At 68.4% G+C, this 17,801-nt stretch carries 22 protein-coding genes and 1 pseudogene; 13 read left to right on the plus strand and 10 right to left on the minus strand.

All coding sequences use genetic code 11. The features are described 5' to 3' along the window. Positions 1-139 precede the first annotated feature (139 nt). Entirely contained in the window at positions 140-526 is a 387-nt protein-coding gene (locus ACYVBN_RS10420; protein ID WP_460600453.1) for a hypothetical protein, read from the minus strand. Further along, positions 477-3,026, minus strand: coding sequence for an excinuclease ABC subunit UvrA (gene uvrA / locus ACYVBN_RS10425; protein ID WP_460600454.1), 2,550 nt, complete (start codon positions 3,024-3,026; stop codon positions 477-479). Before uvrA ends, ACYVBN_RS10420 begins: the two co-directional genes overlap by 50 nt. 120 nt (positions 3,027-3,146) lie before the next feature. Between uvrA and ACYVBN_RS10430 the strand changes: the two genes are divergently transcribed. Next, positions 3,147-4,172 (plus strand): YihY/virulence factor BrkB family protein, encoded by a 1,026-nt coding sequence (locus ACYVBN_RS10430; RefSeq protein ID WP_460600455.1) that lies wholly within the window; start codon positions 3,147-3,149, stop codon positions 4,170-4,172. Here ACYVBN_RS10430 and ACYVBN_RS10435 read toward each other — a convergent pair. Both ACYVBN_RS10435 and ACYVBN_RS10440 read right to left on the minus strand, forming a co-directional pair. After that, positions 4,061-4,519: a LysR family transcriptional regulator gene (locus ACYVBN_RS10435; RefSeq protein ID WP_460600456.1), complete on the minus strand. Its 459-nt coding sequence runs from the start codon at positions 4,517-4,519 to the stop codon at positions 4,061-4,063. The genes ACYVBN_RS10430 and ACYVBN_RS10435 overlap by 112 nt on opposite strands. Continuing rightward, the gene (locus tag ACYVBN_RS10440) at positions 4,516-4,950 is read right to left on the minus strand and encodes a hypothetical protein (RefSeq protein WP_460600457.1); all 435 of its coding nucleotides are present in this window, start codon (positions 4,948-4,950) and stop codon (positions 4,516-4,518) included. The genes ACYVBN_RS10435 and ACYVBN_RS10440 overlap by 4 nt, the downstream gene beginning before the upstream one ends. Before the next feature lie 36 nt (positions 4,951-4,986). On the opposite strand from ACYVBN_RS10440, the gene ACYVBN_RS10445 reads away from it, so the two are divergent. Further along, a complete protein-coding gene (locus tag ACYVBN_RS10445) occupies positions 4,987-5,205 on the plus strand; it encodes a hypothetical protein (protein ID WP_460600458.1) in 219 nt (72 codons plus the stop codon). 25 nt (positions 5,206-5,230) lie between these two features. Further along, positions 5,231-5,710 (plus strand): pyridoxamine 5'-phosphate oxidase family protein, encoded by a 480-nt coding sequence (locus ACYVBN_RS10450; RefSeq protein ID WP_460600459.1) that lies wholly within the window; start codon positions 5,231-5,233, stop codon positions 5,708-5,710. Between the two features lie 84 nt (positions 5,711-5,794). Here ACYVBN_RS10450 and ACYVBN_RS10455 read toward each other — a convergent pair whose 3' ends face one another. Beyond that, positions 5,795-6,979 (minus strand): zinc-dependent alcohol dehydrogenase, encoded by a 1,185-nt coding sequence (locus tag ACYVBN_RS10455; protein ID WP_440283009.1) that lies wholly within the window; start codon positions 6,977-6,979, stop codon positions 5,795-5,797. Positions 6,980-7,172: 193 nt separating this feature from the next. On the opposite strand from ACYVBN_RS10455, the gene ACYVBN_RS10460 reads away from it, so the two are divergent. From ACYVBN_RS10460 to ACYVBN_RS10470, 3 genes are read left to right on the plus strand one after another with little or no spacing between them, the layout of a single operon-like run. Then, entirely contained in the window at positions 7,173-7,679 is a 507-nt protein-coding gene (locus tag ACYVBN_RS10460) for a hypothetical protein (protein ID WP_460600460.1), read from the plus strand. Then, positions 7,679-8,080: a hypothetical protein gene (locus tag ACYVBN_RS10465; RefSeq protein ID WP_460600461.1), complete on the plus strand. Its 402-nt coding sequence runs from the start codon at positions 7,679-7,681 to the stop codon at positions 8,078-8,080. The genes ACYVBN_RS10460 and ACYVBN_RS10465 overlap by 1 nt, the downstream gene beginning before the upstream one ends. Before the next feature lie 33 nt (positions 8,081-8,113). Next, a complete protein-coding gene (locus ACYVBN_RS10470; protein ID WP_460600462.1) occupies positions 8,114-8,614 on the plus strand; it encodes a DUF3253 domain-containing protein in 501 nt (166 codons plus the stop codon). Positions 8,615-8,629: 15 nt separating this feature from the next. On the opposite strand, the gene ACYVBN_RS10475 is transcribed toward ACYVBN_RS10470, so the two are convergent. Next, on the minus strand, positions 8,630-9,184 hold the full coding sequence (locus tag ACYVBN_RS10475; RefSeq protein ID WP_460600463.1) for a type 1 glutamine amidotransferase domain-containing protein: 555 nt from the start codon (positions 9,182-9,184) through the stop codon (positions 8,630-8,632). Between the two features lie 137 nt (positions 9,185-9,321). Between ACYVBN_RS10475 and ACYVBN_RS10480 the strand changes: the two genes are divergently transcribed. Together ACYVBN_RS10480 and ACYVBN_RS10485 are read left to right on the plus strand one after the other, a co-directional pair. Next, on the plus strand, positions 9,322-10,059 hold the full coding sequence (locus tag ACYVBN_RS10480; RefSeq protein ID WP_460600464.1) for a mycothiol-dependent nitroreductase Rv2466c family protein: 738 nt from the start codon (positions 9,322-9,324) through the stop codon (positions 10,057-10,059). A gap of 7 nt (positions 10,060-10,066) precedes the next feature. Next, positions 10,067-10,543 (plus strand): SRPBCC family protein, encoded by a 477-nt coding sequence (locus tag ACYVBN_RS10485; protein ID WP_460600465.1) that lies wholly within the window; start codon positions 10,067-10,069, stop codon positions 10,541-10,543. Between the two features lie 19 nt (positions 10,544-10,562). Here ACYVBN_RS10485 and ACYVBN_RS10490 read toward each other — a convergent pair whose 3' ends face one another. Further along, positions 10,563-11,069 carry a hypothetical protein gene (locus tag ACYVBN_RS10490; RefSeq protein ID WP_460600466.1) on the minus strand — a complete coding sequence of 169 codons (507 nt, stop codon included), beginning with the start codon at positions 11,067-11,069 and terminating at the stop codon, positions 10,563-10,565. A gap of 105 nt (positions 11,070-11,174) precedes the next feature. Between ACYVBN_RS10490 and ACYVBN_RS10495 the strand changes: the two genes are divergently transcribed. Further along, complete coding sequence (locus ACYVBN_RS10495; protein ID WP_460600467.1) at positions 11,175-11,402, plus strand: RNA-binding S4 domain-containing protein; 228 nt, start codon at positions 11,175-11,177, stop codon at positions 11,400-11,402. 35 nt (positions 11,403-11,437) lie between these two features. Further along, the gene (locus ACYVBN_RS10500; protein ID WP_460600468.1) at positions 11,438-11,800 is read left to right on the plus strand and encodes a TraR/DksA family transcriptional regulator; all 363 of its coding nucleotides are present in this window, start codon (positions 11,438-11,440) and stop codon (positions 11,798-11,800) included. 69 nt (positions 11,801-11,869) lie between these two features. Here ACYVBN_RS10500 and ACYVBN_RS10505 read toward each other — a convergent pair whose 3' ends face one another. Then, positions 11,870-12,304: a nitroreductase family deazaflavin-dependent oxidoreductase gene (locus ACYVBN_RS10505; protein WP_460600469.1), complete on the minus strand. Its 435-nt coding sequence runs from the start codon at positions 12,302-12,304 to the stop codon at positions 11,870-11,872. A 143-nt stretch (positions 12,305-12,447) separates the two neighbouring features. Between ACYVBN_RS10505 and ACYVBN_RS10510 the strand changes: the two genes are divergently transcribed. Then, complete coding sequence (locus tag ACYVBN_RS10510) at positions 12,448-12,615, plus strand: hypothetical protein (RefSeq protein ID WP_460600470.1); 168 nt, start codon at positions 12,448-12,450, stop codon at positions 12,613-12,615. A gap of 83 nt (positions 12,616-12,698) precedes the next feature. On the opposite strand, the gene ACYVBN_RS10515 is transcribed toward ACYVBN_RS10510, so the two are convergent. Further along, positions 12,699-13,211 carry a DUF4262 domain-containing protein gene (locus ACYVBN_RS10515; RefSeq protein ID WP_460600471.1) on the minus strand — a complete coding sequence of 171 codons (513 nt, stop codon included), beginning with the start codon at positions 13,209-13,211 and terminating at the stop codon, positions 12,699-12,701. A 262-nt stretch (positions 13,212-13,473) separates the two neighbouring features. On the opposite strand from ACYVBN_RS10515, the gene ACYVBN_RS10520 reads away from it, so the two are divergent. After that, the gene (locus tag ACYVBN_RS10520) at positions 13,474-13,914 is read left to right on the plus strand and encodes a PPC domain-containing DNA-binding protein (protein ID WP_460600472.1); all 441 of its coding nucleotides are present in this window, start codon (positions 13,474-13,476) and stop codon (positions 13,912-13,914) included. A 145-nt stretch (positions 13,915-14,059) separates the two neighbouring features. Here the strand turns inward: ACYVBN_RS10520 and ACYVBN_RS10525 are convergent, their stop codons facing one another. Then, positions 14,060-15,652, minus strand: a complete 1,593-nt coding sequence (locus tag ACYVBN_RS10525; protein WP_460600473.1) for an ABC1 kinase family protein — start codon at positions 15,650-15,652, stop codon at positions 14,060-14,062. 396 nt (positions 15,653-16,048) lie between these two features. Here ACYVBN_RS10525 and ACYVBN_RS10530 point away from each other — a divergent pair. Next, positions 16,049-17,391: pseudogene (locus ACYVBN_RS10530) on the plus strand (IS256 family transposase). Positions 17,392-17,801 lie beyond the last annotated feature (410 nt).

Genomic DNA, 17,801 nt, shown 5'->3' on the forward strand with positions numbered 1-17,801 from the left:
GGTTGCTTAGTTGCTTAGTTGTCAGGCAACTTACGGGACGGGGCGGACGCGTGTCAATGGGCCGGCGGACCGGATCGCGCGCCGGAGCGCCGTTGGCCGTGACCGGCGGTCCACCCAGCAGCCGGCGTGCGCGCCCGATTCAGCCGGTCAGTGCCGAGCGCAGTGCCCGTTCGAACGCATCGACCGATCCGTCCAGCGCCGCCAGCCGGTCGGCAGCGAGCAGCACTCGCCACCGGTCGTCCGGGCCACGTCCGAGCACGACGGGCAACGGTGCCCCGGCGGTTGCCGCCGCCTCTGCCACGGTCAGCTCGTTGCGGTGCGCCAGCCGGACCGGGATGTCGAGGGAAGCGACCAGTGCGTCCCAGGAGCGCTTGCGCCGGACGCCCGCATGGGTGATGTCGCACAGTCCGCAGCTGCTGTGTCGCAGCACCTTGCCGACCGCATACGCCATTTCGCCGCGCAGGCCGCCGTCGGCGTCATACACCCCGAGGATCTCGGTCACCGGGTTCGCGTGCGGTAGAGCCATGGTCATCATTCTGGTCCACTTCGGCCCGGTCGCCGAGCCGGGCCAGGTGCCTGGCCAGGTATGGCGCCGTCGCACTCCCCTTCGCCCGGGCGAGATCCTCGGGTTCCCCGGTCGCCATGACCCGCCCACCGTGGTCACCGCCGCCCGGGCCGAGGTCGATGACCCAGTCTGCGCCGGCGACGGTGTCGAGGTCATGCTCGACCAGCACGACGGTGTTGCCGGCGTCGACCAGCCGGTGCAGCTGGCGCACCAGCAGCTCGATGTCGGCAGGGTGCAACCCGGCGGTGGGTTCGTCGAGCAGGTACAGGGCATGGCCCCGCCGGGCCCGTTGCAGCTCGGTGGCCAACTTGATGCGTTGCGCCTCCCCGCCGCTGAGCTCGGTCGCCGGCTGCCCCAGGCGCAGATAGCCCAGGCCAACCTCCTGCAGTGTGGTCAGGCTGCGCGCGGCCGCCGGCACGTCGCCCAGGAAGTCCGCCGCGGCGTCCACCGACAGCGACAGCACGTCGGCGACGGTCTTGCCGCGGTAGTCGATCTCCAGGGTCTGTTCGTTGTAACGGGCCCCGTGGCAGGACGGGCAGGGCGCGTAGGTGCCGGGCAGGAAGAGCAGCTCGACGGAGACGAACCCCTCCCCCTGGCAGGTCTCACAGCGGCCTTCGGCCACGTTGAAGGAGAAGCGTCCCGGCCCGTAGCCGCGGCGCCGGGCCTCCGGCGTGGCGGCATACAGCTTGCGTACGGCATCGAACAGCCCGGTGTAGGTGGCCAGGTTGGAGCGTGGGGTGCGCCCGATCGGCCGCTGATCCACCCGCACGAGGCGGTCGAAGGACTCCAGGCCGGTCGCGTCGTCGACGTCGACCTCGAAGTCGTCCTCGTCCGCGTCGTCGGGCGCCTGCCCCAGATGGCGGCGCACCAGCTCGGCCAGCACCTGGGTGACCAGCGTGGACTTGCCCGACCCGGAGACTCCGGTGACCGCGGTCAGCACGCACAGCGGAATGTCGACCGACAGCGATTGCAGATTGTGCCGGGTCACTCCGCGCAGGTGCAGCCACCCGTGCGGCGAGCGTCGTGCGCAGGCGACGGGCTCGGCACGGCCGAAGAGGTAACTGCCGGTCACCGACTCCGGCACCTGTTCGAGACCGGCGACCGGGCCGGAGTAGAGCACCTCGCCACCGCCCTCGCCGGCGCCGGGACCGATGTCGACGATCCAATCCGCCCGGCGCACCACGTCCAGATCGTGCTCGACCACGAACAACGAATTGCCCGAGGCTTTCAGGGCGTCCAGCACGTCCAGCAGCGGCTCGGCGTCCGCGGGATGCAGTCCGGCGGACGGCTCGTCCAGCACGTAGACGACCCCGAAGAGACCCGAGCGCAACTGCGTCGCGATGCGCAGCCGCTGCGCCTCCCCCGGCGACAGCGTCGTCGAGCTGCGGGCCGGCGACAGATAACCCAGTCCGAGGTCGAGCAGCACTTGGACCCGCGCAACCAGGTCGGCGCACAGGCGCACCGCGACCTCGGTGGCTTCCCCCGAGCTTGCCGACGACGTCGCCGCGGCCGCCTGCGACAACTCGGCCACCGGACGCAGCACCGCGACCAGCTCGTTGAACGACAGCTGGGCGAGCTGGCCGATGTCCAGGCCACCGAAGGTGACCGCCAGGGAATCCGGCTGTAACCCGGTGCCGCGACAGGCAGGACAGGGCACGCTGCGGACGAAGCGCATCGCCTTCTCGCGCATCTTCTGGCTCTGCGAGGTGGACAGCACGTGGTGGATGTGGGTACGGGCGCTGCGGAACAGCCCGTAATAGCCGTGGTCGATCCGGCCCGGTTCGGGCTCGATCAGCACCTTCGGCTGCTCCTGCGTGAAGAGCAACCAGTCACGATCATCCGCCGGCAGCTCGTCCCAGGGGGTGTCCAGATCGATACCCAACCCGGCCACGATGCTGCGCAGGTTGGCGCCCTGCCAGGCACCCGGCCAAGCGGCGATCGCCCCTTCCCGGATCGTGCGCGACCCATCCGGCACCATCAGCTCGGCGCTCACGTCGTGCTCCTCACCGAGCCCATGGCAGCGCGGGCACGCACCGGCCGCCGTGTTCGGTGAGAAGGCCTCCGCCGCCAGCCGCGGCGCGCCCTCGGGGTAGGTGCCGGCACGCGAGTAGAGCATCCGCAGCAGGTTCGACAACGTGGTCAGCGTGCCGACCGTCGAGCGCGAACTGGCGGCGCCCCGGCGCTGTTGCAGGGCAACAGCCGGCGGCAGCCCGGTGATTTCCTGCACGTGCGGGGCGCCCACCTGCTGCAGCAGGCGGCGGGCGTATGGCGCCACCGACTCGAAGTAGCGGCGCTGCGCCTCGGCATACAGCGTGCCGAAGGCCAGGGATGACTTGCCGGAACCCGAGACTCCGGTAAAAGCCACCATCGCGTCCCGCGGTAGGTCCACGTCGACGTGCTTGAGGTTGTGCTCGCTGGCGCCCCGGACGCGCACGAAGTGGTCTAGCTGGTCGTCACTCACACTGCGTGTCTACCCGTTCGCGAGTCGGCGAGCACGATCGGTGGGCCGGACGTCGCCGGCAGAACCAGGGATGACTCCTTCCCCTCCGGGTAGAGGCCGTCCGGACGTGAAGGAGTGCGGATGACCACCGGTGCAGTCCGACGGGTCGATGACTTTCAGCGCTCGCACTCCTGGATGGGGTTCCCGCTAGCGGTGCTGTACAAGTTCTTCGACGACCAGGGCGGCTATCTTGCCGCGCTGATCACCTATTACGGCTTCCTGTCGCTCTTCCCGTTGCTGCTGCTGCTGGTCACGGCGCTGGGCTACTTGCTGCAGGGCGATCCGGGGCTGCAGCATCAGATCCTGCATTCCGCGCTGAGCCAGTTCCCGATCGTCGGCGATCAGATCGGCGGGGATGTGCGGGCGGCACACGGCAGCGCGCTGGCCGTCGCCGTCGGCGTGCTGGGCAGCCTGTACGGCGGGATCGGCGTCGTCCAGGCCACGCAGAACGCGATGAACGTGATCTGGGCAGTGCCGCGCAACACCCGGCCCAACCCGATCAAGGCGCGGCTGCGCAGCCTGCTCATGCTGGTCGTGCTGGGCGTCGGATTGTTGCTGACCACCGGCCTGTCCGGGCTGACGACCGGAGCGCACGCCTACGCCAGCGGTCCACTGGCCGGCGCCGGGATCCGGGGCGTCAGCCTGGTCCTGGCGGTGCTGGTGAACGTGCTGCTGTTCGTCGCCGCGTTCCGCCTGCTGACGGTCCGGGACGTGACCTCCCGGCAGGTCCTGCCCGGCGCGGTCGCGGCCGCGATCGGCTGGCAGGTGCTGCAGACCATCGGTACCTACCTGGTCGGCAGCAAGCTGCGCGGCGCCAGCAGCTCCTACGGTGTCTTCGGGGTTGTGCTCGGGCTGCTCGCGTTCATCTACCTGGCCGCGGTGCTCGTGGTGTTCTGCGCCGAGGCCAACACCGTCGCCGCCCGGCGCCTGTGGCCGCGCAGCCTGCTGACGCCGTTCACCGACGACGTACAACTCACCGAGCCCGATCGGCGGGCCTACTCCTCATACGCCAAGGCGCAGCGTAACAAGGGTTTCCAGCAGATCCGCAGCAGATTCCGCCGGCGACGGCGGCGTGCGGACCAGGAGGCTCCACCCGATGACCCGTAACCGTTCACCGCGTTGCCGAAGCCGACATCGAGCGAGCCCTCGGCCAGCATCCGGTACTGCGCGGGAACCTGGGGCATGATGTCCAGGCTCGCGTCGCCGACTGCGATGGCCAGCACGTCGGTGTCCGCGCTGGCCAGTTGCGCAGCGGTGACCGCCCGGTCCAGCGCCCGGAACACGGCGGTGGCCTCGGCGACCAGCGCCTCACCGGCACGGGTGAGGCGTACGTCATGGGTGGTGCGCTCCACCAGGACCACACCGAGCGCTCGTTCCAACCGCTGGATCTGCGGGCTCAATACCGACTGCACGTGTTCGCGAGCCGCAGCACGTGCCCAGGCTCCCGAGTTCAACGCGTTCCTGCGCGCTGCGTGCGAGGCCGCCGGCTTCCGGCCCCGGCGATTCCACGACACGGTGCAGAGCATCCGAGCCGCGGCATACCTGGTCGCCCACCACCGCTGCGCCCCTCGGTGGAGATGATCAGGTCCACGTCCTCAGGACACTGTCCGGCCTGCTCCAACGCCGTCCGGACCGCAGCCGTCCCCAACCGCACACCCTCGCGGATGAACACGTCGTTGGCGGCGCCGAAGTCGCCGAGCCCGGCATACGCCGACAACGGCAGCACCAGGTGACGGGTGCGCACGCCGGCGTTGGCGTGCACGCGCTCGAGCAGCCGCCGGTCGGCATCGTCCCTGGTGAGCATGGCGGCGAAGGCGGCCGTCACCTCCTGCTGGTCGTGCTGGTGCTCCGGGAGCACGGCGGACACGGCGGCGAGATGGCTCACCCCCAGAACCTACCCCGGCCTCCTACTGTCAATCCCATGAAACGCCTTCCGGTCGGGGCACTCCTCGCGAGCTGCCATCCCGGACCGACCGTTGCGGTCATCGACGTCGCGCTGCTCGTCCGACGCTGCACGCAGGGGACCGGCGGCCGGCGCCGTGGGTTCGCCCGGTTGAACCGCGCCGGTCCGGGTATCGCTGCTGGAGACACGTCGCGCGCCATACGTCAGCGGGGGCCGCAGAACCGCCGCAGTGAGTGACGTGGAGAGACCGGAAGGAGCCGGGATGGCACAGGCGGGTACGCCCGAGAAGGTCGCCGAATTGGTGAAGGACGTGAAGGTCGCGATGCTGACCTTCGTCGACGGCGACGGAGCGCTGCGGAGCAAGCCGATGGCGACCCAGGATGTCGACTTCAGCGGCGACATCTGGTTCATCGGCGAGCGGGACAGCCACAAGTCGCGGGCGATCGCGACGAATCCGCGGGTCAATGTCGCGTATGCCGGCAGCGGCTCGTGGGTGTCGGTCGCGGGTCGCGCGGAAGTCGTGGACGATGTCGACCGATTGAAGGACCTGTGGAACAGCTTCACCGATGCGTGGCTCGAGGGAGGTCCGGACAATCCCAACAACGTGCTGATCCATGTCAGCGGGGACAGCGCGGAATACTGGGACTCACCCGGCGGCAAGGTCGTACAGGTCGCGAACCTGGTGAAGGCGAAGGCAACCGGGCAGCGGTACGAGGGTGAGAACGAGCAGGTCGATCTGTAACCCGTCCGCTGCGGCGATCCGGCCGATCGTCGAGGCACGCGACAGGCCACCCGAGGGCCGGCAGGCCCCCGGGTGGTCGCGTGCTCAGGGCTTGAAGACGACCTTGACCATGCCGTCCTGCTTCTGCTGGAACTGCTGGTATGCCGTGGGCGCCTCCTGCAGCGGCAGGTGGTGGGTGGCGAAGGAGTCCACGCCGAACGGGTCGTCCTCGACGAGCATCGCGAGCAGTTCGTCGGTCCAGGCGCGCACGTTCGCCTGGCCCATCCGCAGCTGGATCTGCTTGTCGAACAACTGGAACATCGGCATCGGATCCACGGCTCCGCCATACACCCCGGAGATGGAGATGGTGCCGCCCCGGCGCACCGCATCGATGGCCGTGTGCAGTGCTGCCAGCCGGTCGATGCCGGCGTTCTTCAGCAGCGGCTGGGCCACGGCGTCCGGCAGCAGTCCGGCGAACTTCTGCACCGCGCTCGAAACCGGTGAACCGTGTGCCTCCATGCCTACCGCGTCGATCACCGAGTCGGCCCCGCGGCCGCCGGTGAGTTCCCGGACGGCCGAGCCGACATCAGTGCCGTCCAGGTCGTCCAGATCGATGACCTCGGCACCGGCGGCGCGGACCCGCTCCAGCCGCTCGGGGATGCGGTCCACCGAGATCACCCGGTGGCCGGCGCGCACCCCCATCCGGGCCGCCATGTCGCCGATCGGTCCCGCGCCCATCACCAGCAAGGTGCCGTCGTCGGGGACCGCGGCGTACTTCAGGCCCTGCCACGCGGTGGGCAGCACATCGGACAGGAACAGGAAACGATCGTCCTGGTGTTCCTCAGGCAGCTTGACCGGAAGAAAGTCGCCGAACGGGACCCGCATGTACTCGGCCTGTCCGCCCGGCACCTGCCCGTAGAGCTTGCTGTAGCCGAAGAAGCTGGCGCCGGTGCCGTGCTCGTGGTTCTGCGTGGTCTCGCACTGACTGAACAGCCCTTGCTCGCACATCCAGCACGAACCACAGCAGACATTGAACGGGACGACCACCCGGTCCCCCGGCTGCAGCTTCGAGACCGACGCGCCGACCTCCTCGACAACGCCCATCGGCTCGTGCCCGACGACGTCGCCGGGCTCCATGAACGGCGCGAGCGTCTCGTACAGGTGCAGGTCCGATCCGCACAGACCCGTCGAGGTGACCCGGATGATCACATCCGTGGGCTCCTCGATCCGCGGATCCGGCACCTCGCTGACGCGCATGTCGCGCGTGCCCTGCCACGTCACTGCCTTCATCGGCCTACCTCTCGTTCCGGGAATCGATCGACGGCGATGTACCCGGATCACGCTCACCCATTCGGATACGGCGAGCAGTTCGCAACGCCACGTCGCATCGGGCCGCCGGTTAGGCTGCCGGGACCGAGCACGTACCCGCACTGTGCACGACGGCGCCCGGCGCAGTCGCCGGCCGTCGTCGGGAGGAGAGCCGATGACGTTGTTGAGCACCACCATCCGCGCCACCCACCTGGTCACCAATGCCGCCTGGTTCGGCGGCTCGCTGATGGGAGCCGTCGGTCTCAATCCGGCGGCCCGGCGCGGCGATGCCGACACGTCGGAGGTGGCCGGCACCGGCTGGGAGCGGTGGGGTCCGGTGCAGGGCGTGGCGATCGGCGCACACCTGCTGACCGGCCTGGGCATCGTGGCGGACAACCGCCGACGCGTGCTGCTGCACCCGCCGACCTCCACCGCGGTGGTGCTCAAGACCACCCTCACCGGGGTGGCGCTCGGCTCGACCGCGTGGGCCTGGCAGGCGGGCAGGCGCCTGAGCGACACCGCCCCCGCCGAGTCCGCGCAGCACGCACGTGATCGCACGGCGATCTCGTGGTTGCAGTGGGTGACGCCGGCTGCCACCGGGGCGTTGCTGGTCCTGGACGCCTACCTGGGTGAGCAGCAACGCGGACTCGCCGGCCGGCTCGACCCGCCGATGGGGTCCTGATGGGTGCCGACGACCCGGGCACTCAGGTCTTCGAGTTCGACTTCGAACCCCGTTACCGTTGGGCCGCACGGCCTTTCGGGATCGTGGGGCACTCGTACATCGAGCTGACCGGCGAGGAGTTCGTCGCCCGGTTCGGACCGTGGTGCGTGCGGACTCCGCGCGCCAACATCGCCTCCTGTGCGCTGAGCGGCCCCTACGGTTTCGTCAAGACCGCCGGCCCGGCACACCTGTCGCTGGCCGACCGCGGACTCACCTTCGCAACCAACTCCCGCCAGGGGCTGTGCGTCGAATTCAGCACACCGGTGCGCGGCATCGACCCGCTCGGGCTCATCCGGCATCCCAATCTGACCGTCACCCCTGCCGATCCGGCGGGGCTGGCTCGAGCGCTGGAGGCCCGGTGACACCGCCGCTGGGCGCGGCCGGTGCGCGGGACCGTGGCGTCGCCGCCTGATCCGCGGCTGACGCCGGACGGGCATCATTTGGTCGTCGACGGGCGCCGGTGGCGGGCCACCGACCCGTCGATCCCGCAGACGTTCCGGGCCGAGTTGGTCGCCGAGTTGATGACGGCCCGCCGGCTGGTGCGGACCGATCCGGGCACGGCACGGCCGCGGGTGCGCGACGCCAAGGTGGCGCTGGGGGAACGGGGCCGCCCGTGGTGGGAGGCCGGCGACGACCAGGACCGTCAGGCCGGGATGGAGGCGGTCATCCGCAGCCTGTTGCGCCACCGGGCGGGCCGCTCCATCTGTCCCAGCGATGTCGCCCGCACCGTGGGCGGGTCGTCGTGGCGGGACCGGATGGCGGAGGTCCGGACGGTCGTATGGCGGCTGGCCGACGAGGACGTCGTGCGCGTCACCCAGGGCGGCCGGGCCGTCGGGCCGGGCAGCAAGGGGCCGATCCGGGTCGTCCCCGGACCGGCATTCCCGCTGCCCGGTTGACAGCCGGGCCGCTGCTCAGACGGTCGCCAGCTCGTCGACGATGGCCTTGCTGAAGGCGTCCAGGTCGCCGGGGTTGCGCGAGGTGATCGCGACCCAGCCATTGGCCGGGCACCGCTTCACCTGCTCGTCCACCCAGGTGGCGCCGGCGTTCTCCAGATCGATCTTGACGCTGGTGTATGACGTCAGCGTCTTGCCCTTGGCCAGGCCGGCGTCGATGAACGTCCACGGCGCATGGCAGACGGCCGCGATCGGCTTGCCGGCACTGCTCATCGCCTGCAGCAGGGCCTGCGCCTTCGCATTGCCGCGCAGCGTGTCGGCGTTCACCGTGCCACCGGGCAGCACCACGATGTCGAAGTCGTCGGCGGAGACGTCCTCGAGCGAGGTGTCCGGTTCGAGGGTGGAGGCCCAGTCCTTGTCACCGGTGACCGTCTGCACGGTCTTACCGGTGTCGGCGGCCACGGTCACGTCGATGCCGGCCTTCTTCAGGTCCTCGACGGGGCGGAGGAGTTCTGGCTCCTCGACTCCGAAGTCGGTCACCAGGATGAGCGCCTTCTTGCCTTGTGCCGTCATACGTCTCGCTCCTCATCAGTCGTGCGGTGGCAGCGGATTTCGCTGACCCGGTCACTCGGTGCAGCGCAGGGCGGGCGCGCAACATTCCCGCGGCGGCGGCGCCGACCTGTTCGGTGCGCCGGGGTTACGGTGGCGTGATGACGTCCGCTGACATCCGTTTCTACTTCGACCCGGTGTGCCCGTTCTGCTGGCTGACCAGCAAATGGGTCCGGATGGTGCAGGCCGAGCGGCAGCTCACGGTGGACTGGCGCTTCATCTCGTTGCGGCTGATCAATTCGCACGTCGACTACGACGCGCACTTCCCGCCGGAGTACGAGGCCGGGCACACCGCGGGTCTGCGGCTGCTGCGCGTGGCTGCGCGCACGCGCGCCGGGCACGGGGCACAGGCGCTGGACGCGTTGCAGGCGGCGTTCGGGCAGCACATCTTCGACACGCCCCCGCCGAGCGACGCCGGCGACGAGGAGCAGCACCGTGAGCGACGGGGCACCCGTGAATTCGTCGAACCGATCTTGCGCGATGCCGGTCTGCCCGTCGAGCTGGCCGACGCGCTGGACGACGAGCGCTGGGACGCCGAGATCCGCGCCGACGGTGAGGAGGCGCTGCGGCTGACCGGCAAGGATGTCGGCACGCCGATCATTCATTTCGAACCGCCGGAGGGCGTGGCCTTCTTCGGTCCGGTGATCAGCCGGCTGCCCGAGCAGGGCCGGGCCGGCGAACTCTGGGACCACGTGGTGGGGCTGGCGCAGTTCCCGGGCTTCGCCGAGTTGAAGCGCAGTCTGCGCGAGCAGCCACAGCTGGTCGGTTTCGGCGTGCCCGAGGGCACGGTCGGCAAGCAGGAGGACTGGCACGGTGGCAGCCGCCGACAGCGGAAGTGAGCACGCAATGACCGAAGAACCCGCACGCACCCATCGGGAGTCGATCGTCGTCGCGGCGACGCCGGAGGCGTTGTATGACGTCGTCAGCGACATCACCCGGACCGGCGAGTGGAGCCCGATCTGCACCGCCTGCTGGTGGGACGACCAGAGCGAGGCGGGGCAGGTCGGCGCGCGATTCACCGGGCACAACGAGCAACCGGGCCGCACCTGGGAGACCCGGTCCCGGGTCGTTGCCGCGGACCGGCCCCGGGAGTTCGCCTGGGTCGTCGGCGACGACTACGTGCGATGGGGCTACACGCTCGAGCCGGACGCCGCCGGGACGACATTGACCGAGAGCTGGCAGTTCCTGCCGAACGGGATCGCGATGTTCCACGACAAGTACGGTGACGAGGCCACCGCCCACATCGAGGAACGGACCGACCAGGCGCACCGCGGCATCCCGCAGACTCTGGCGGCCGTCAAACGCATCGCCGAGTCTGCGTGAAGCCCTCACCCCGCTCGGATCAGTTGAGGTAGCCGATGTATCCGTCGGCGTGCACCACCGTGCGGGCGAATTCGCGGTTCGGGCCCACGCCGTACGACGCGGGCGCCCAGGCGAGCAGACCGATCGAGCCGACCCACGGGTAGTGCGTGGTCACCAGCGACCGCGGGTCGAAGGTGACCCTGCCGGTCAGGTGATGCGTCGTGGGGACGGTCACAGCCGACGACCAGGTCTGCGTCGTCGGGCTGTAGAGGTATGCCGTCCCGCTCAGGGTGAGCGGGACCGCGACCCGCGCGGCGCCGATCACCTTGTGCGCGGTGAAGGTGACCGGTGAGACCTTGGACTGGTTCATGGTCGCCCACCAGTTGAGGTTGAAGTAGTTCTGCGCGAACGCCGAGAACTCCCGTGGCCCCTGATCGCCGTCGCTCACTGCGATGACGACGTCGAAGTCGACCTCGGGCCGCGGCTCCGGCGGCAGCATGGTGGGCCGGTCGGTCAGGTGGCGGTCGGTGCGCTCGGCAACGGACATGCTGGTCCTCCTCATCGTGAGCGCACCTCTGCCGGTGAGCTCGTATGCCGTGAAGGAGCCGGCGGACCCGGGTCTGATACGTGCAGGCCGCTAGCCTTGCCGAACATGAGCGCCGAGCCAGTCGACATCGAGATCCGCGACGAGAGCATCCGTCTCGGTCAGCTGCTCAAACTGGCCGGCCTCGTCGACGACGGTGCCACAGCGCGTGAGGTCATCAATGCCGGCGAAGTCACTGTCAACGATCAGATCGAGACCCGCCGCGGACGGCAGGTCCGTCCTGGAGATGTCGTCTCATTCGCCGAGCACCTGGTGACCGTGAGAACGCGGTCCTGACCGTCCCACGTGACACGGCCCCATAGGCTCGACCGATGGACCTGAATGCTGCGGGTGAGGCGCTCGAGGCTCAGCGCGCCGAGACGCTGCGGCGCCTGCGCGGCCTCGAGGAGAGCTTCGCTGACATCGTCGATGCGGCGCAGGACAGCAACCTCGATGACGAGCACGACCCCGAGGGCACCACGATTGCAGCATCGCGCGCGCTGGTGTCCTCGTTGTCGGACGCGGACCGGCGACAGTTGCACGACATCGATGCCGCGATCGCCCGGGTCCGAGACGGCAGCTATGGACGCTGCGAGGAATGTGGCAAGCCGATTGACGCCGGCCGGCTTGAGGCCCGACCCACCGCCACGCGATGCATAGAGTGCGCCCGCGCCGCCGGGAAACCACGTCGGTGACGATGCGAGCCCGGGCAACCGGTGGCGACTGGCAAAGCTCGCCGGTCGCGCCGGTGCGTGGCGTGCCGCCTACTCCTGTGCCGCCGGCTCCAGGATCACCACAGGGATCACCCGGTCGGTCTTCGCCTCGTAGCCGGCGAAGCCGGGATAGTCGTTCTTCTGCTTGCTCCAGATCGCATCGCGTTCGTCGCCTTCGGCAACCCGAGCGGTGAACGTCTGCGTGCCGGTGCCGATCTCGGCCGACACCTGCGGGTTGGCGCGCAGGTTGTGGAACCAGTCGGGGTTGCTGTCGGCGCCCGCTTTGGATGCGAAGACCGCAATCGTGCCGTCACCGAGATCCTGATACATCATCGGGCTGACGCGCTCGTTGCCGCTGCGCGCGCCGGTGGTGTGCAGAAGTAGGACCGGCGCCCCGGTGAACGGACCACCGAGTTTGCCGCCGTTCGCACGGAACTCGGCGATGTTCTTCTCGTTGAAGCCGACTGGGGACTTCTCCTCGCTCATCTCGTTCCTTCCACAGATCGGGTATGGCGATGCGCCTCGCGCCATACGCACGGCACACCAACTCGGCAACCACGACGTGCCGATGGGGATTCCCAGCCGTTGTGTCCGGCGCACCGGTCAGGATCCGCCGCTACCATCCAGCGGTGCGAGCGAAGAGGGGGCGGGTCATGGTGGCGGCGCTCGTCGTTGGTCTGATCTGTTCACTGGTCGGAGCGGCGCGGGCACCGGTCCTGCCCGCCGCCGCCAGGCGTCGTCGCGGGGCGGGCGACATACGTCGATCTGCCGAGAAGCCGCGGCACCTGGCGCCGTAGCCATTCGACGGCCATGGAGGGCAGTCATCAGCACTGCGCTACGAGGCCTCGGACAGCTCCAGCCTGGCCCGGGCGGGATGGGTTCAACAGGAGCCGCAGCCGCAGTCTCCGCCCACGTCGTTCACAAAATCGCCGGGTCGTGGCTGCTGGTGCGGGCCGTAGGGATAGCCGGGGTCCTCCGGAAAGGCGCCGTTGACGTCCCAGGTCAGCTGGTATGCCGGCACCGAGTTCTTCGACGGCCGCTGATAGAACCGGTTGGCCCCGAAGAGCGCGTCACCGGGATTGGGGAACACCTCGACGCGAGCCCGGCCACATCCGTTGCCGAACTCGAGGATCTCACCGGGCATCAGGTCCTCGCCCTCCTTAACCCTGGCGAAGCACCAGTTGAGCATCCCGTTCGCCGAGTGCTCGTCCAGACCGAAGACGATCAGCTCCGGGTGCCCGAGCCCGAACAACCCGGTGGTGTAGCAGAAGCTCGTGGACTCCGGCTTTGGATTGGCGAACACGTACTGCAGGAAGCAGCCGTACTTGCGGACGCAGTCGCGCACCATCGCGTCCTCTTGGTCCAGCCATGCCTGGATGTGTGTGTCCGTCATCCCTATCTCCCTCGCTCGTATGACGACACCGTACAAACGTCCTATGACACGACGAGGCGACCGGCGTCCCGCACCCAATCGAATTCGGCGCGTCCTTCCCGGACGTCGGTGCGCTCTGAGACCCTGCCGCCGCCGACCAGGCGTTCGAGGCATGTATGGATGACACGATAGTTCTCCGTCGCCGCGGTCCGCTTCGTCTCTCTTCCCGCTGACTCTGAGCCGGACGGTTTGTCGTCGCCGTTCATCGGGCAGTAGGTCGGTCATGAAGGTGAAGCAGGTGTACGAGAGCGACGGACTACGCACGTTCGTGGTGGTGATGGATAAGGAGGATGAGGCGTTCGGACAACTGACGGCGTTTGCCGCCGAACACCGAGTCAGTGCCGCCGGGCTGACCGCCGTGGGTGCGGCCCGGGCGGTCACCCTCGGCTACTTCGACCCCGAGATCAGCGATTACCGCAGCAACGAGTTCGCCGAGCAGTTCGAGGTGCTCTCGCTGGTCGGCGACATCGCCCGCAAAGACAACAAGCCCGCTGTGCATGCCCACATCACGTTGGGTCGCAGCGACAGTTCGACGATCGGCGGCCACCTGCAGAGTTTGACCGTCTGGCCCACGCTTGAGGTCGTGGTCACCGAGACGCCCGCGCGGCTCGCCAAGAAAATCGACCCGGAGACCGGCTTGGCGCTCGTCGATCTTTCCGGCTGACGCCGAGCCGCCGACGCGGCAAGGGCACGCAGCCAGCCGGTTTACCGTGGTTATGCGCACGGCCTCGTGGACGGGCGCTATTGACCTGCGACAGTGCACCAGGCAGATCGCCCCTGGACGAGCAAGCACAGCGCATCGACGGGAGTCAGCCGTCGCGATCGCGCAAAGCGGCCTTTTGTGCGTTCCGGTCGCCGACGACGATCGCTGCCATGAGCACCCCGCCGGCGATCGCTGCAAGCAGGAAGAAGGTCATTGCTATCGCTGGGTAGCCGAGAATCGTCCTGGACGTCCGGACCTGCATCATCAGGGCTGCACCGACAACGATGGCCGCGAGGATGATGCCCATCGTCAGGCGGTTTGCCGACCGCTGCAGGACCGACAGGAAACGCACCTCGTCGATGGTCTTGACCCGCACGGCCAGCTCGCCGTCGGAGAGGGCATCCAGGATGCGGTTGGCCCGCCTCGGCAGCTGAGTGGCGAAGTCCTTGGCTTCGATGGCCGAGGAGAGCGCCCCCGACAACGAAAGCGACATCCCGCCGTGGAGGATCTCTTCGCTGTTTTCCTGGATCGCCTGTGTCGGGTCGAAATCGGGGGCAAGATGCTTGATGACCTGGTCGAGATTGAGCAGGGTCTTGCCGACCATGGCCATCTCCGCCGGCGGTCGGAGCCCGTGAACCCCGCAGAGGCGTGACAGTTCGAGCAGGACCGTGCCGACCTCCACCTCGCCGTGGAGGGCCACTGCGCTCGACACCAGGTGCGACACGTCATCGCGGAACCGCGCAGCGTCGTAGCCCGCGAGGGCGTGCCCCATCTCTGCGAGGACGAGGGCGGCTTCCTCCCCGTCACCCTCGCTGAGGGCCATCAGCAGCTTGACGATCTTGCCCTGCACCCTTCTCGGGACCGTGGCGACCATCCCGAAGTCGATGAGCGCGAGGCGCCCGTCCTCGGTCAACAGCACGTTTCCCGGGTGGGGATCCGCGTGGAGCGTGCCGTCGACCAAGATCATCCGCAGGTATGCGCTGAACAGTTCCTCGACCAACGGATATCGGTCGACCTCGAGGAGCCCAAACGGGCCGACGTCGGTGACCGGCTTCCCGGTAACGCGGTCCATCGTGAGGACCTTGGAGGTCGATAGGTCCGCGATCGGCTGCGGGATGAGCAGGTGCTCGTAGGACTGGGTCAGCTCCCCGAAACGTACGAGGTTAGCCGACTCGCGCCGGTAGTCCAGTTCGTCCGCCAGCGAGCGTCGGAAGCGCGCGAGCAGCGAGGCGACCTGGAAGCGCCGACCGACGTCGGTGTGTCTTTCGGCCTTCTCAGCCAGGCCAGCAAGCACCTCCATGTCGTCGCGGACGCGCTCACGCACGCCGGGCCGCTGGACCTTCACGACGACGTCACGGCCGTTGCGCGTGACGGCCCGATGAACTTGGGCCAGGGACGCCGCGGCGAGGGGGGTGTCGTCGAACTCGGAGAAGAGGCTCTTGACCGGCGCTCCCAGCTCGGCCTCGATGATCTCCCGGACCTCCGTGACGGGGAACGGCTCGACCTCGTCCTGCAACCGGGTCAACGCCTCGGTGTACGGCGCGGGAAGCAGGTCGACTCGCGTCGAGAGCAGTTGGCCGAGCTTGATGTATGTCGGACCCATGCGCTCAAGATCTTCGACGAGCTGGTTCGGCGCCTCTTCGTCGGGGACGGGTTCTGCATCCTTGGTGAGGAACTCGTCGGCGCTGGCGCCCGCCAACAGGTCGGAGCGCCCGTAGCGGACCAGGAGCCGGATGAGGTCGACATACCTGCTGCGGTGAGCTTGATCCATGGACCTGACCTTATAGACGGGAGGACTCGCAGGTCGTCTGCCTGCGTCGTTCTCGTGGCATCACTCGCCGCCTGTCCAGTTCGACATACGAAGGAGTGGTGCACCTGGCGATGTGCTGGCGCACCACCGCCAGCGCTGCACCCTTGCATCGCATCCATCGGGTGCACCCAGTCGTCCTCGGGCGCTGTCCGCGAGATCGCGCAGTTACGTCCATAGGTTTGGTGTACGACCGTCCCGGTGATCGTGTCGCTACGACGTGAGCGCGGTCACCGGGTGGATCCTTCGAGAGAACTGTCTAGATCCCACTCGAAAGGACACACTCCGATGACCGCTGCACCCCACGATATTGACCCGCAGGAGTTTCTGCACGAGCACCTCGCCCAAGCCAGCCCTGACCTGCTGCGGGAACTGCTGCAGATGTTCATCAACACCCTGTTGTCCGGGCAGGCCGACACAGTCTGCGGAGCGGACTACGGCACCCGCACCGACCAGCGCACGAACCGCAGGAACGGGTACCGGCACCGCGACCTGGACACCCGGGTCGGCACCCTGGACGTCGCGATCCCGAAACTGCGCGAGGGCACCTTCTTCCCCGAGTGGTTGCTGGAACGGCGCAAGCGTGCCGAGGCGGCCCTGACGTCGGTGGTGGCGACCTGTTACCTGCTCGGGGTCAGCACCCGCCGGATGGACAAGCTCGTGCAAACCCTGGGCATCACCGGGCTGTCCAAGTCGCAGGTATCGGTGATGGCCAAGGACCTGGACGAGCAAGTCGCCGCGTTCCGCACCCGCCCGTTGGACGATGGCCCGTACACGTTCGTGGCCGCGGACGCGTTGATGATGAAAGTGCGTGAGGGCGGCCGGGTCGTCAAAGTCGCGGTCATGGTCGCGACCGGCGTGAATGCCGACGGGTACCGGGAAGTCCTCGGAATCCACACGGCCACAACCGAATCCGGTGCCGGCTGGTTGGGCTTCTTCCGCGACCTGGTCGCCCGCGGCCTGTCCGGGGTCGCGATGGTCACCGTGACGCGCACGCCGGCCTCGTCGAGGCGATCGGGGTGACACTGCCGAACGCGTCCTGGCAACGGTGCCGCACTCACTACGCGGCCAACCTGATGTCGGCCACGCCGAAGAGCTCGTGGCCGTGGGTCAAGACGCTGTTGCACAGCATCTACGACCAACCCGACGCCGACGCCGTGCACGCCCAGTTCGACCGGGCCCTGGACGCCCTGGGCGAGAAACTCCCGGCCGTGGCCGAGCACCTCGAATCAGCCCGGGCAGACCTGCTCGCGTTCGCCGCGTTTCCCAAGGCCGTGTGGCGTCAGGTGTGGTCGAACAATCCCAACGAACGGTTGAACCGGGAAATCAGGAGGCGGACCGACGTGGTGGGTATCTTCCCCGACCGCGGCGCGATCATCCGCCTGGTCGGGGCAGTGCTGGCCGAGCAGCACGACGAATGGGCAGAGCAACGCCGCTACCTCGGCGTCGACGCCCTCGCCCAAGCACAAGCCGTCCTGAACCGCCCGCACCACCGAGCACACCAAGGAGGACGAGACCAGCATCGAGCACGCCATCGCCGGCGAACTCACCGCATAACCACACCCGAAGGATTCACCCCTTCGTACACCAATCCCAAGGACTTGACCGACCGTATCGACTCCGCATCTTGAACGCGGACGGACCCAAGCACATTTGTCGCGACCCCAGCCACCGCCAGATGATGATCTGTATCGGTATCCGATCGGCAAGCGGACAGCAGATCTGGGTCCAGCTTGTCGTTGTAGCTGCTAGACATGACTTGCACCACCGCCGAGCCGGATCACCGTCCCGATCCGCGACTGGCGTAACGGCGGGCGTGGTCGAGGATCGTGTTTTCAGGTCGTGAACGGAGGACCATGGCCAGTAGAAGCGGGTCGTTCACCGAGGCGACATCCCTGGCGCGGATTTCTGGGGACAAGGCTCACTTCAGCCTGTCGTTTCGCCGGCTTTCGACCAGGCTGTGGTGTCTGCTGACTCCGCAGGGGCGGTCCTATTTGCGCATGTGTTTGCTCTCACACCGGGAAGTCGTTGTGGGACGCGC

The sequence above is a fragment of the Flexivirga lutea genome (genome assembly GCF_054778955.1).

What these genes read in the sequence shown, in the direction of transcription:
- ACYVBN_RS10420 (WP_460600453.1), bottom strand. Translation starts at nt 526, where the DNA reads ATGGCTCTACCGCACGCGAACCCGGTGACCGAGATCCTCGGGGTGTAT.
- ACYVBN_RS10430 (WP_460600455.1), top strand. Translation starts at nt 3,147, where the DNA reads ATGACCACCGGTGCAGTCCGACGGGTCGATGACTTTCAGCGCTCGCAC.
- ACYVBN_RS10445 (WP_460600458.1), top strand. Translation starts at nt 4,987, where the DNA reads ATGAAACGCCTTCCGGTCGGGGCACTCCTCGCGAGCTGCCATCCCGGA.
- ACYVBN_RS10450 (WP_460600459.1), top strand. Translation starts at nt 5,231, where the DNA reads ATGGCACAGGCGGGTACGCCCGAGAAGGTCGCCGAATTGGTGAAGGAC.
- ACYVBN_RS10455 (WP_440283009.1), bottom strand. Translation starts at nt 6,979, where the DNA reads ATGAAGGCAGTGACGTGGCAGGGCACGCGCGACATGCGCGTCAGCGAG.
- ACYVBN_RS10460 (WP_460600460.1), top strand. Translation starts at nt 7,173, where the DNA reads ATGACGTTGTTGAGCACCACCATCCGCGCCACCCACCTGGTCACCAAT.
- ACYVBN_RS10465 (WP_460600461.1), top strand. Translation starts at nt 7,679, where the DNA reads ATGGGTGCCGACGACCCGGGCACTCAGGTCTTCGAGTTCGACTTCGAA.
- ACYVBN_RS10475 (WP_460600463.1), bottom strand. Translation starts at nt 9,184, where the DNA reads ATGACGGCACAAGGCAAGAAGGCGCTCATCCTGGTGACCGACTTCGGA.
- ACYVBN_RS10480 (WP_460600464.1), top strand. Translation starts at nt 9,322, where the DNA reads ATGACGTCCGCTGACATCCGTTTCTACTTCGACCCGGTGTGCCCGTTC.
- ACYVBN_RS10485 (WP_460600465.1), top strand. Translation starts at nt 10,067, where the DNA reads ATGACCGAAGAACCCGCACGCACCCATCGGGAGTCGATCGTCGTCGCG.
- ACYVBN_RS10490 (WP_460600466.1), bottom strand. Translation starts at nt 11,069, where the DNA reads ATGTCCGTTGCCGAGCGCACCGACCGCCACCTGACCGACCGGCCCACC.
- ACYVBN_RS10495 (WP_460600467.1), top strand. Translation starts at nt 11,175, where the DNA reads ATGAGCGCCGAGCCAGTCGACATCGAGATCCGCGACGAGAGCATCCGT.
- ACYVBN_RS10500 (WP_460600468.1), top strand. Translation starts at nt 11,438, where the DNA reads ATGGACCTGAATGCTGCGGGTGAGGCGCTCGAGGCTCAGCGCGCCGAG.
- ACYVBN_RS10505 (WP_460600469.1), bottom strand. Translation starts at nt 12,304, where the DNA reads ATGAGCGAGGAGAAGTCCCCAGTCGGCTTCAACGAGAAGAACATCGCC.
- ACYVBN_RS10515 (WP_460600471.1), bottom strand. Translation starts at nt 13,211, where the DNA reads ATGACGGACACACACATCCAGGCATGGCTGGACCAAGAGGACGCGATG.
- ACYVBN_RS10520 (WP_460600472.1), top strand. Translation starts at nt 13,474, where the DNA reads ATGAAGGTGAAGCAGGTGTACGAGAGCGACGGACTACGCACGTTCGTG.